General features: G+C 67.8%; 12 protein-coding genes. 7 read left to right on the top strand and 5 right to left on the bottom strand.

Going from position 1 to position 11,944, the window contains the following annotated elements; all coding sequences use genetic code 11:
- Positions 1–15 precede the first annotated feature (15 nt).
- Positions 16–327, top strand: coding sequence for an HNH endonuclease family protein (locus K7G61_RS35155; RefSeq protein WP_308190804.1), 312 nt, complete (start codon positions 16–18; stop codon positions 325–327).
- A gap of 8 nt (positions 328–335) precedes the next feature.
- Here K7G61_RS35155 and K7G61_RS35150 read toward each other — a convergent pair whose 3' ends face one another.
- The 3 genes from K7G61_RS35150 to K7G61_RS35140 all read right to left on the bottom strand — a co-directional run bounded on the left by K7G61_RS35150 (position 336) and on the right by K7G61_RS35140 (position 2,444).
- The gene (locus K7G61_RS35150; RefSeq protein WP_225851221.1) at positions 336–845 is read right to left on the bottom strand and encodes a protein phosphatase; all 510 of its coding nucleotides are present in this window, start codon (positions 843–845) and stop codon (positions 336–338) included.
- Between the two features lie 523 nt (positions 846–1,368).
- Positions 1,369–1,659, bottom strand: coding sequence for a hypothetical protein (locus K7G61_RS37210; RefSeq protein ID WP_308190803.1), 291 nt, complete (start codon positions 1,657–1,659; stop codon positions 1,369–1,371).
- Positions 1,660–2,147: 488 nt separating this feature from the next.
- Entirely contained in the window at positions 2,148–2,444 is a 297-nt protein-coding gene (locus K7G61_RS35140; protein ID WP_225851222.1) for a peptidase inhibitor family I36 protein, read from the bottom strand.
- Between the two features lie 496 nt (positions 2,445–2,940).
- Here K7G61_RS35140 and K7G61_RS35135 point away from each other — a divergent pair, with 496 nt between their 5' ends.
- The 6 genes from K7G61_RS35135 (at position 2,941) to K7G61_RS35110 (ending at position 8,352) form a co-directional block, all read left to right on the top strand.
- Positions 2,941–3,240 (top strand): hypothetical protein, encoded by a 300-nt coding sequence (locus K7G61_RS35135; protein WP_225851219.1) that lies wholly within the window; start codon positions 2,941–2,943, stop codon positions 3,238–3,240.
- A gap of 3 nt (positions 3,241–3,243) precedes the next feature.
- Positions 3,244–4,842: an alpha/beta hydrolase gene (locus K7G61_RS35130; RefSeq protein WP_225851218.1), complete on the top strand. Its 1,599-nt coding sequence runs from the start codon at positions 3,244–3,246 to the stop codon at positions 4,840–4,842.
- A gap of 65 nt (positions 4,843–4,907) precedes the next feature.
- Positions 4,908–5,369, top strand: a complete 462-nt coding sequence (locus K7G61_RS35125; RefSeq protein WP_225851217.1) for a hypothetical protein — start codon at positions 4,908–4,910, stop codon at positions 5,367–5,369.
- An 806-nt stretch (positions 5,370–6,175) separates the two neighbouring features.
- The gene (locus tag K7G61_RS35120; protein ID WP_225851216.1) at positions 6,176–6,328 is read left to right on the top strand and encodes a hypothetical protein; all 153 of its coding nucleotides are present in this window, start codon (positions 6,176–6,178) and stop codon (positions 6,326–6,328) included.
- Positions 6,329–6,530: 202 nt separating this feature from the next.
- A complete protein-coding gene (locus K7G61_RS35115) occupies positions 6,531–7,058 on the top strand; it encodes a hypothetical protein (RefSeq protein ID WP_225851215.1) in 528 nt (175 codons plus the stop codon).
- Positions 7,059–7,707: 649 nt separating this feature from the next.
- On the top strand, positions 7,708–8,352 hold the full coding sequence (locus tag K7G61_RS35110; RefSeq protein WP_225851214.1) for a hypothetical protein: 645 nt from the start codon (positions 7,708–7,710) through the stop codon (positions 8,350–8,352).
- Positions 8,353–8,670: 318 nt separating this feature from the next.
- Here K7G61_RS35110 and K7G61_RS35105 read toward each other — a convergent pair whose 3' ends face one another.
- A complete protein-coding gene (locus K7G61_RS35105; protein ID WP_225851213.1) occupies positions 8,671–9,804 on the bottom strand; it encodes an ATP-dependent Clp protease proteolytic subunit in 1,134 nt (377 codons plus the stop codon).
- Positions 9,801–11,645 carry a hypothetical protein gene (locus K7G61_RS35100; RefSeq protein WP_225851212.1) on the bottom strand — a complete coding sequence of 615 codons (1,845 nt, stop codon included), beginning with the start codon at positions 11,643–11,645 and terminating at the stop codon, positions 9,801–9,803. The genes K7G61_RS35105 and K7G61_RS35100 overlap by 4 nt, the downstream gene beginning before the upstream one ends.
- Positions 11,646–11,944: the final 299 nt, after the last annotated feature.

The raw sequence follows: 11,944 nt of genomic DNA, 5'->3' as shown, positions 1-11,944 counted from the left end.
GGCTGCGGATAGCACATGGTGCCGCTGGCGGAGGCCTGGGATTCCGGGGCGTACGGCTGGACGGCCAGGCGCCGTGAGCTGTACGCCAACGACCTCGGCTACCCGCGCTCCCTGGTGGCGGTGACCGCCAGGTCCAACAGGAGCAAGGCGGACCAGGACGTCGCCGAGTGGATGCCGCCGGCCGAGGACGCCCGCTGCCAGTACCTGGACGACTGGGTGTCGGTGAAGACCCGCTGGGCCCTGTCCGTGGACGGTGCGGAGCACCGGGCACTTCAGGAGCTGGCCGAGGCGTGCCCGGACACCATGCTGGACGTGCCGATCGCCTGAGCTTGGTTTTAACCTTGGAGTCCTGTCAGGAGGTAGGCGACGTCGAGGCCCGTGGTCAGGTAGTCCTGGAAGGTCTGGTTGTTCAGGGCCCATGGAGACCGCTTGTGCTGGATGAGCCGGATCGCTGCGGTGGCTTCGTGGCCGAGGTGGACGAGGGCCTGCGCCACGACCAGACCGGAGCGGTTGTAGCCGCAGTGGCAGCGGACGAGGGTGGTGCGGCCGGCCGCGACCGCGTGTGCGGTGGCGTGTGCCAGCTGCTGCACGGCGTCGATCTGCTGGGCGGTGAGGGGGCCGTCGGGGATCTCGGCGACGAGGTGCTCGACGCCCGGCTGCGGACCGTGACCGGAGCGGGTGAACAGGCTTACCACCAGGTCGAATTCGCTGCTGACCACGACCGGTTGGAGTTCGCCCGCGGGATCGGTCCAATAGTGGCCGCCCATCCACAGTCCCGGCACGATCTCGTCCCAGGGCGTCTGCGGTCCCGGCGCGTCACGGTCGCGCTGCCGTGTCTTCTTCACGCGGACTCCTCCTCCTGGACGACCAACGCAGCGCCTGGGTGGTGCGGTTCCCCGCTCGGGCTTGGTCACCAAGAAGGGGACGGGAGCACAGCCCCGATGTGATCATGTGGGGGTTCGGATGTTGTTGATCAAGCAAGGCCGTGAGGGTGAGTCTGCTGCACGACGCTGTACGCACGGAGTGCCTGACAGTGTTGTCCCGGTTCCGGGCCGACTTCTACCGCTGCCTGAGGGCCTGCGCGGACGCGCTGTTCGAGCTGATCGACGCCGTACTGTGCATTGACGGGCCCGTGCGGTCAACGCAGGCATGAAACAGGGCCGGATGGACGCGGGGCAGCTGCGGCGGGCTCTTGTCTCGACGGTGGCCCGGCACGCAGGATCGCATCGCGTTTGCCGTGGCTCTTGGGGGACGTCGGTCTGGTCCTCAAATCCGGCGAACCGCACTCACGCCCCAGGCATCGCAAGATGGGCACTGAGCCCGGACGTGTCACGGGATGCGTGGCGAGCAGGGGGCGGTGTTCCCGGATCAGGCGCGCAGCAGCGAGGCGTGGATGCGGGCGATGGCCCGCAGCACCTCCTCACGGTTCCTGGCTTGCTGCATCCATGCGGGCAGGCGGGCCGCAACGGTCATCTTCCGGCCGTGGTCGTGCCAGGGAATCCCTTCGCGTAGTGGCGCCTGCATGAATCGCCTGATCAGGTTCAGGTGTTCCAGGTTGTAGGCCCATACCCATCCGTGCCGGGTCTCGGTCTGCAGCCACAGACGGACACCGAAGTACGGGTCTGTGGCCGGCTCGTACCGGTCCTGGTGCAGGGCCACATCTCCACGGCTCCATTCCTTCGCCCTCCCGCAGTTCCGGCAGACGAGACGCCGTGGCGAAAAAACGTGCGGATCGTGCATTCCGGTCGAGCCCGGACCTGCTACGACGTGAGCGATCTTCTGGCAGGCGGGACAGCGCACGAGGACTGCCGCGAGGAAGTCGTACTTCGTGCTGAGGGGGTCCCGGAACCGATGATGTGTGGAGATCGGGCTCATCGGACCAGTATGCGAGCCAGGCACCGAGGCTCCTACGGGATAAATCGCAAGCTGCCGTGGCCCGTTGCTGTGCCGGCCACCGCTCCCGGTGGCCGGGACGCCTGGGCTTCTCGCCTCCAGGCGGCGGCGAGCATGTGGTGCGGGACGGTCCCGGCTGTCCCCGGTGCCCGGGGCACCGGGGCGGCGCGCCGGCGGTGGCAGGGCTGCAGCCCGGCACCGGTCGCAGTTCGCACTGTCGTCGTCCGGCCCCGGGCCGGCGCGGCCGGCTGGTCCTATGCCCCGCAGGGCTTGTCGTTGTTCCGCAGTGAGTGGGTGGTGTCGTTGAGTTGGTAGGAGCGCAGGTCGCTGATGGTGCCGCCGTCGTGGCCGACGCACACGTGCCGGCCGAAGTAGTTGTCCTTCTGGTAGACCCGCGCGGTCCGGGCGCTGTTGTTGATGACGGAGCTGCCCTTGCCGCGGATGTAGTCCGGCAGGTGGCGGACGCTGCCGTCGGTGGCGCGTTTGACGTAGGGCTGGCCGGCGAAGTCGATGTCGGGGTAGATGCACACGAACCCGCGCGGACATGCGATCCGGTCGTTCGGCCGGGCTGCGGCGGATCCCGTTCCCCTCGGAGACGTGGTGGCCCCGGCGGGGCACGGGGGCGAGGGCAGCGGCGCAGGCGATCAGGCCGGCTGCCGCGGTACGAGGGGGGTATCGCATGCGCGACCTCTGCCGGTCGCGGGCACCGCCGGGGAACATGTGCGGCGCGCAGTCCACTCTGCTGGAGCAGGCCTGCCACGCGCGCGAGCGACACCGGCCGGGAATCGGGCGCGCCCGGTTCCCCGGCCGGGGGGCTGGCCGGTGCCCGGTGTATCGCGGTGGTGCCGTGCCTGTGGCCGCACCGGCCAGGGCGGTCGCCATGGTGAGGGCGGCAACGTTCTGGGTCCCGCCTCTTCCTGCGCGCCGTCAGGGCTGATCTGTGCGTGCTGTGCGGTGATCTCGGCCACAACCCGCACCGTCCAGGGCGAGCCTGTTACCGACCGGATAGGGTCACGTTTGGTCACCGAAGCACTCCGGGGGGCAGTCATGAGCGATCTGAACGTCACACCGGGCGCATTACGCACGTCTGCCGCCATGGCCGACGGTGTCAACAGCGAGGACCTGCACCTGCGGATCGGCCACGCACTGACCGCAACCGAAGCAGCCTCGGAAGCACTTCGCGGCTGGTTGATCGGCGCGGAACTCCAGGAACTGGCCGACTCCTGGAGACCGGCGCTGCGGGGACTGCAGGAACGAATATCGGCGACCGCGCAAGCGCTGCGGGAGTGCGCGGCCAGCCACGACTGGAACGAGACCCTCACCGGCCGCGACTTCGAGGGGATCTGACCGATGCCCGCGTCGTTCCTGCAGTTGTGGCGGCTGGACCTGACAGGCGTCGCCGAGGCGGCCCACAGGTGGCACGCCCTCTCGCAAGAACTGGAACACGCCCACACCCAGCACCAACGGCAGGTCACCGGCCCGCTGAAGAAGGATGGCTGGACCGGCGAGGCCGCCGACGCCGCGTTCGGCTTCATGACCGGGGTGGAAAACCGCCTGGCCATCGGACGGATCGAGGCGGAAACCGTCCACGCCGTCCTCGACACCGTCCACCAGCGCATGACCCGGGCCCACAACGACCTGCGCACCACCGTCAGGGAAGCAGAATCCAACGGCTACAGCGTGGACGACGACGGCACCATCAGCCCACCGAGGGTCCACAACCGCTACGAGGCAGCCGATCAGGAGCCCGAACTGGCCGGATACCGCCAACGCATCGCCGCCGCACTGTCCGCCGCTGAAGAGGCGTCGAACGAGGGCCGCAACGCGCTGGCCATCCTCCACGGCGACATCATGGGGCAGTACCGGCCGCACGCGTTCAACGAGGCGGGCACCGACGCGCAGTCAGCCATGGACGTCCTCGGCATCGGCACGCCGCATCCGCCGAAGGACCCCGACGCTGCCGCGAAGTGGTGGCACGGCCTCAGCCCGGACCAGCAACGCGATTACACGCTGTTCTACCCGCAGCTCATCGGCAGCACTGACGGCCTCCCCGCCACGGTCAGGAACGACGCCAACCGCATCTGGCTCGACGAGCAACTCGACAACCCCGACTTCGCCACCGGCCACGACGCCGGAATCGCCACCACCACCCCGATCGACCCCCGGTACGGCAACCTGATGAGTCTGAAACTCGCCCTGGACTCCTACGACACCGCCCCGCCCGGCAGAGAGCTGTACCTCCTGGGCTTTAGCGCCGGCGGCGACGGGAAGGCGGTCGTGGCCATGGGCGACCCCGACACGGCAACCCACGTGGGGGTGTACGTCCCGGGCACCGGCAACACGATCACCAGCACGGCCGGAGGACTCAAGCGCATCGACCTGCTGCAACAGGCCGCCGGCCTGGCCCATCCAAGCGGCCCCGTCTCGACGGTGTACTGGCTCGGCTACAACGCCCCGGAGATGCCGTCCGTCGCCGACCTCGGCATCGCCACCACCACCCGAGCCGACAACGGCGCACCGGCCTTCCGCCGTTTCATCCAGGGCACACGCGCGGCGCAGGGGCCCGCGCACCACCACATCACGGTGATCGGCCACAGCTACGGCTCGACGCTCGTGGGCTCCGCCGCCAAAGGCGGGCACCTGGGCGCCGACGACATCGTCGTGGTCGGCAGCCCGGGTATGGAAATCACGAACGTCACGGATCTGGGCATGCCTGCCGACCACGTGTACGCGGGAGCATCGCCGCACGACCCGATCGTCAAGTGGACGTCCAACCTGACGCTGGGCCCGGACCCGACCACCACCGACTTCGGCGCAAACGAGATCACAGTGGCGCCGGGCGACCACAGCAGCTACTTCAATCAGGGTACCGACGGCCTGCTGAACATGGGCAGAATCATCGCCGGAAAGACGCCGACCCTCCTGCATGCCGCACAGGGGCCCTCGTGATGAGAACAGCCCGACTACGTCCGCTCGCACTGGCTCTCGTCTCATCCGTACTGCTGGGAGGATGCATGACATCAAGCGACGACGACCCGAACGCGCCGCTGCCGCGGATGAGCCGGGCCGACGCGCAGGCATGGGCGACCCACTTCACCCAGTCCATGGCCCGCAGCGCCGGCGTCGAAATCGTCAAGGGGACCGTCAAGCCGGAGTTCAACGACTGCATCGGCGCACACGATGAACTCATGCACGACGGCCGGTACACCCTCATCTACCGGGCCGAGGCGCCGCTGACGCGGGAAAAACAGGGCGACGCGGCCAGACGGGTCATGGCCGACCTCAAGAAGCTCGGCTACCGGATCGACAGCTTCCGCGACGACGACTCCGTAGACCCCCCGGTCGTTCTGGAGGCGCGCAGCCCGGAGAAGAACTTCACCATCGACGTCTCGGGTTACAAGTCCCCCCAAGTGCTGGACTTCACCGTCATGACCCCCTGTCTCCTGCCCCCCGGAGTGAAGCAGCAGAAGCTGTAAGTGCGACTTCATCGGCTGAGGCGGCAGTTGGGCGAGGCCACTGCTTGTCCAGGAGCTCCGGTAGAAGGGCTCGTGAGGGCTGGGGGAGTGCTGCAGGGGGAACGCGACGCCCATGGGCTAAGCGCTGGCTCAGCCTAACGGTCTCCGCGTGGATCACTCTGCCTGTCGGAAGTTCGCACCGCCGGATCATCTGCTGGGGGTAACGCTCCTCGCTGCTGGGAGCGGTGCCGACTGCGGTGGCGCAGCCACTCGCGCCACAGTTCAAGGCGGTCTCGGCTGTCCTGCGGTATTACCGTGCTCAGGATCAGAGCCAGGGCGCCGGGGGTGGAGGCGAGCAGCAGGCTCCACCAGGGAGCACCGACGCTGACGAGGCTGGCAGCCGGGGCCGCGACGGCAGTGCTGGCGAGCAGTAGCGGGCTGCGGCGGAAATTTTGCACGTAGGTCGCACGCCGAAGATCGGCCCGGCGGCGTGGTGACTCCTTCGTGCATGCGGGCGTAACGGCGGTGCCTCGGGCCCTGGGCACCAGGGGAAGTGCGCTATAGAGCTGACATTGTGACAGAAGCACTTCAGGGAGTTGCGTCCGGCCCTGGGCTCTGCGGCGTCGTCGCTCTCGTGCTGGGGAGTGTGCGTGTCCGGTGTGGGCGGTGTGAGGGCCGAGGCGGCGTGGAAAGTCCTTGCAGGGCTGCCTGGCCCATCGCCCGTCCGACGCCCGCGCTGCCGACAGCGCTGCGCTACTGGAGCAGGCGGAGGCGGAGTACGCCGCCCTACGGGCACCCGCCCCCCGGCGCGGGTGCGGGGCCGGCTGATGAAGCGTGCTGCGTACGACAGCCGCCCGGTGAAGAAGACGCCGCTGCCGCTGCTGGAGCTGCGCCGCCGCTGGCGCGCAGACACGATCCGCCCCCTCGGCACCGGGCTGGTCGACGGGCTGCTGGCGCTGTGCTGCCGCCGCGCCGTATGACCCAGCGCAACCGAGACCGGCCCCGGCGGCGGTGTCGGCGATGGCATCGAGGTGGGCCTCGGCAGCCGTTGATCGGCCAGTTGCCCAACGGCCTTGCGCAGAATTTGAGGTGGCCTTCGCGTGTGTGGAACTGCCTGGCGGCGAGCGGATTCAGGTCGCACGTGGTGTTGTTGCCATAGCTGGGGTGGGGAGACTTGCCTGCATGGTGGACAGTGCAGTTTGGGTGACGGCCTTCACCGGTGCGACAGCTGTTCTGGCGAGTTGGGTGACGAGCCAGGGCAATGCCCGAGCTTCGAGGATTCAGGCGGAGGCGTCAGCTCGTGCCCAGCAGCACGGTCGCACTCGGGAGGCACGTCGAACCGCCTATCTGGAACTTATGGAGCAGGCCCATGTCATCGGTGAGTTCTATTGGAGGCTCGGTGACGTGTACGTACAGATTCCCGATGCTGATGCCCAATTCGTCCGGTTGGAGCAGCTTCGCGGCGACTTGCGCGACGCTTTTGATCCGCTGATGCGTTGTGTGCGGGTCGTTGTCCTGGAGGGTCCCCTCCAGGTCGCTGAAGCAGCGGAAGCGTTGCAACAGGCGGCGGCAGCGGCCAACAGGGCCATGTGGAGGATCTCCTTACGCGAGGTCGGCGCTCGCAGTCACTTCGAGGAGGCACACATCCATTTCCGCTTACAACTAGAGAGATTTATCGAAGCTGCGCGAGCGGCTACGGATACCGCGTAGCCCCCTACCAGTGCATGCCCACTTCGGTTGGCTCGGGCTGAGCTTTCCGGCCCGCCTGCGGACGTTGTCCGCGAACGTGCCGAGCTTGTACGGCATGCCGTCGACTTCTTCGACGTGCTTCCTGGATACCTGGAGGTGGCCTTCACGGGTGTGGTACTGGCGGCGGCGCGAGGTTGGCCGTCCACTTGTCGGCCTGCGTACGGGGGCCTGTGGCCGCTCCGAAGCCTTCGTCTGGAGCTACAACGGCAAGGGCACCAGCCGGACCGCTGCGGCGATCCTCGCCGACGCGCTGGAACTCGGGGACCCCGTCAAGGCCAGCATCTGCGTCGACGACGGTCGGACGACGTTCTGGTACGGCTGCGCGAAGCGTTCTGCGACGAAATCCTCTCCCAGGACTGTGCGGAGTGGCGCCTGCACCGCGTCGTGCTCCAGGTCGGCAGCACAGCGTTGCCGGACGGGCTGGAACTCCCCGCGCTGAACGACGACTGAGGCCAGCGGCCACACTGCGGCGCGCAGCGGTCGCTCGGGACGGCAGGGCTGGCAGGGCGCGGAGTTGTTGCGTTCGAGCGTGGTGCGGGCTTGTCGGCAATGGCGAGGTCGCGGGAGGCGCGGCAGGTACCGGCGCACTGTCCGAGCCGGGCTGCGGGCAGTGCCGACCGACCGGTTCGTCATCTGCCACAACCTCGAAGCGGCCGAGCGCGACCGGCACATGCGCGAACAACTCGTCACCCAGCTGACCGACCTGATCGCCGACACCGACAAGCTCAGCGACTTCAAACGGGGCGAACTGCGCGGCAGGATCGCCGACAAACCCGGTCTGAACCGCTACCTTCGCGCCACCCCGGCCGGCAAACTCCGCATCGACCAGGCGAAGATCAAGACCGAGGAGAACCTCGACGGCAAGTACCTCCTGCGCTGCAGCGACCCCCACCTGAGCGCCGAGGACATCGCGCTCGGCTACAAGCAACTGCTCGAAGTCGAGCGCGGCTGGCGCGACATGAAACAGATCATCGACCTGCGGCCCGTCTACCACCGACTCGAAGAACGCATCCGCGCCCACGTCCTCCTCTGCTGGCTCGCCCTCCTGCTCATCAGGATCACCGAGACCACCACCGGCGACACCTGGCCGCACATCCGACGCGAACTCGGCCGCCTCCACCTGGGCACCTTCACCGGCCCCACCGAAACCTTCCAGCCGGTCACCACCCTGACCAAGCCCCAGCGAGACCTCCTCACGAATCTGCAGATCCCCGCCCCCAAGCAGATCGTCGCACTTCAGCCCGCAACCCGCTGACCAGCACGAACGCCACCGCCTAGAGAAACGCCCTCCAGGCGGTCCCACCCACGTCCGCCCAGGTCAGCCCCCAGATTCGACCCTCCAGGCCACTGAATTGCGCGGAACGCAGGGCAGATTCTCCGACACTTTGATTTTCACCCATCGCAGCACGGCAGCGCACATGCTCCCGGGCACCCCGTCATGACGGGGATCCGGGCCGGCGGCTCGGTCCGCGGGGCCGTGACCCCGACCCGTCGGCGAAAAGGTCCGCGCGGACCTCTCACTTGCTGAATTCCGGACTGGACGGGGCCCGATTGCTGTCGCGGTGTGCCCGGTTCAGTACCAAGGGAAGGCCATGCCCTGTGCACGGTCCGTGCGTTGCGGTCGCCGGTCCGAGAGGGCCGGCACATCGGACGGCCGCCTCGGTCCGCCAGTCCTGCGCCGCGCCACGTCCGCCGATTTTTTCTCCCGGCGCTGTTCCCGCTTGCTGAGGAAGCCGATGTAGCTCCGGCCACGGCAGGACTGGATCACTCGGTCGGCTCGCTTGTAGGTGTCGCCGTCCATGAACTTCACGGCCAGCCCGACGTCCGGAAGCCCGATCCGCCGTGCTTCGTGGACATCTATCGGGAACAGATGGTGGGTGTAGCCGTACACGAGCTGATTGGCAATCGTCTTGATTCTCTCCATGTCCGGCTCGGCCGACTTGTCCGCCAGCAGTTTGCGCGTGTAGTGCTCTCCAATCATCAGGCTCCTGCCCCACCCACCGAAGTCGAGTGCCCCCACGCTCGCCAGCATCGGCTGCACCGCCCCGAGCGCGAAACCCGAAGCCTTGTCCAGCAACACGTCGGCGGCGATCTTCCGCTGCGTCGTCAGAATCAGGCCGTTGACGAGGTCGTCCATCGTATTGCGGCCGAACCGGCGGACGTAGTCGACGCTTTGGAAGCAGTCCAGAGCGGACACGCGGTTAGCGGGATTGCGCGGGTCGTGGACCTGGGTGTCGAGCGGCCCGAGTTCGCCGAACGCCGATAGATGCAGTTCCTCGCCACCCAGCGCGAGCAGCGTGCTAGCGCTCTTGGCCTGCCCGGGGACGAACACCCGGAGGTGATTGGTGTAGGCGGAGAGGTACAGCGCCATTGCGTAGGCGCTGTCCAGGCTTCCGCCTGGAGAGTCCAGGAGCAGGTTGATGCCCAGATGCGGCTCAGGCCCGTCAACGCCCGGGTATCCGAACACCCCGCGCAGGACGTCCCGGAGGCGACTGTCTGTCCCCACTACGTCGTTGTCCGACGTGAGCTTGCCGGCGATGAGTAGCCAGATTCCGCCGGCATGCTTGGCAAACCGCGCACCCTGGGCCACCACGGCCCGGCATTCCGCCCGGGTCAGCTCTCGGGTGCCCTCCTGTGCGTCCGGACTGAACGCACTGGGGGATTCCTCGGCGAACGCGCCTTCGTACTGTGAGCCAGCGGATGTCATCGGTGACCCTTTCCTGAACGGTGGCCTCGGCGTTCGCCGTCGGCGTTCGCGTGAGCGTGATTCCGCTTGAGGAAGCGAGGGTTACGGTGGCTGACGGCGGAAGCCAATCGATTGATGTCGTCAGCCGTCGTGCGCAGCGCCTGCTCCGCCCGGTCGAGCGCACGGGGCTGGCCCGTCACATCCGCAAACCTCTCGCGGTACTCCTCGTCGTTCCGCAGCTCCTTGAAGGAGGGGTCAGTGCGGGCGGCGTCACGCAACTCCGGCAGGTCCGCCGCGAGTTCCAGGCAGTCGAGTGCGTCCGGGTAGTGCTCACGGCCGTCGTAGGCGAGCATGCAGGCGTGGTCATAGTTGTCCCGCGGACCTCTGCAGCCGCACGGCTTGTCCCGCGCCAGGATGCGAGCGGAGGGCTCCATGAACTCCCCGAACAGCTGGAGGTCCCTGTCCGGGCTGGCCGTGGCGTACTCCGTCATCCGCTGCAATTGGGCAGCTAGAGCGTTCGCACGGGCGGCGTGTTGGTTCTTCCGTGTGCCGTCCTCCTGCCCCTGGGCGAGGTTGCGATGCACGTAGACGAGAGAACGGGCGACACGCATGGCCAGCGGCAGGTAGCCGTCGTCCCCATCCTGGACGACCTTCGGGAGGATCTTTTTGTACAGGGTGCTCAGCCTGCGCACATACCGCTCCCCGGACTCGCCCGTCGCGCTGGGCTCGCTTTCCCGGGCCCACAGATATCCCACCCATGCCGCATCGTTGTGCGGATCCTTGTCGACCGCAGTGGCATAGAGCCGCTTCCGTGCCTCCGGATCCTTATCCCACGGCGGTGTCCCCGCGAGTATCTGGCAGGCCAGCCCCCGCCAGTGCCTGGCGCCGCAGAGGCCCTCGCCCAGATTGGTGTGCGTCTCGCTCATGCGCACCAGCAGGAATGCGGCGGCGCCGGTGAGAACGTCGTGAGAAGGCAGGTAGGAGGTGCAGGGCTTTTGGTCGGGCAGGTCGAAGCCGGACAGTCCCAGTTCCGAGCGGTAGACAATCGTGGACTCCGCGTCGACCGAGTTCCGTCGCAGATCAACCGTCGCCGTCGCGTCGTCGACCAGAACGACGTCGGCCCGCCACGGAGCGATCGAGAAGAGCGTCAGCCCGAAGCGAAGGAGGCTGACCGCCATCCTCCCCTCCGAGGGCAGCGCTGCCACAGCCTCGGAGGGCAGCGTCAGGACGTCCGTGCCCTGAGGCGTTTCGAGACCGCGAGGCTTGTGGCTCATGGCCGACATCCGGCCGGCCACGTAGGCCGTGTCGACAGAGCTCTCCTGCCCCTTCTCGTCGCGCACGACGATCCGCATGCGCATCCTCGTGCCGAGGCCCAGTCCGAACATCACCACGCCCACGGCGGAGACCGTGCCCGTCGCAACGTACGCCGGGATCGGCGCAAAGGCGTGCTTCCCGATCCCGACCACGAACGCGGACACCGCTGCGGCGTCCAGACCCATCAGCACCGCCCAGAAGAGGGCCGGGAGCGGAACACTCATGAGGCGGTCAGGCAAGAGGAGGAACGCCGCGAGAAGTGCGAAGGCGACGACCACGGTGATCAGCATGGCCAGCCCCGCCCCGTCGGCGGCGGAACCAGTGTCCCCGTGGACGGAGAAGACGGTCCACGGAACGGAGGAGGCCGCCAGAAGCACCATTCCAGTCCACGCCAGGATGCGCCACTGCGCGGGACGGTACTCCCATTTCACACCCGGGCCCACGGCCGCGGCAATCGCCCGGGCCACCACGAAAAGTCCGACGATGATCAAACCCCACTGGGCGCAGACCTTCCAGAAGCTGTCGCTCAGCAGCGTGTTGGCCGCCATGTCCGCAACCCCTCAGATGAGAGCCTGTGAGTACGGAACGGTCGCTGACCGCGCTTCTCTCCCATCGTCTCTCACCTTCCCTACGGGCGCGCGTTGGTCAAAACATGAACCTTCGCGGTACGACTTCCGGCCGCTGCGGTGGCGACGGCCCGCTCCACATCGCCGCGTACGCTCCCGCCCGCCCCGAGGAACAGGCAGCGCTTCCCCGTACGGATGTGGACCTGGAGGCGGCCGGCGTGTGGGTGCGTCGGGCTGCCCCGGAGCTGACGACCGATGCTGTTCCAGGTCCATGCGCATGA

The organism is Streptomyces sp. HPF1205, from assembly GCF_020400825.1.
In the GTDB taxonomy this organism is placed as follows: domain Bacteria; phylum Actinomycetota; class Actinomycetes; order Streptomycetales; family Streptomycetaceae; genus Actinacidiphila.
This window is presented reverse-complemented; position numbering and strand designations above follow the sequence as displayed.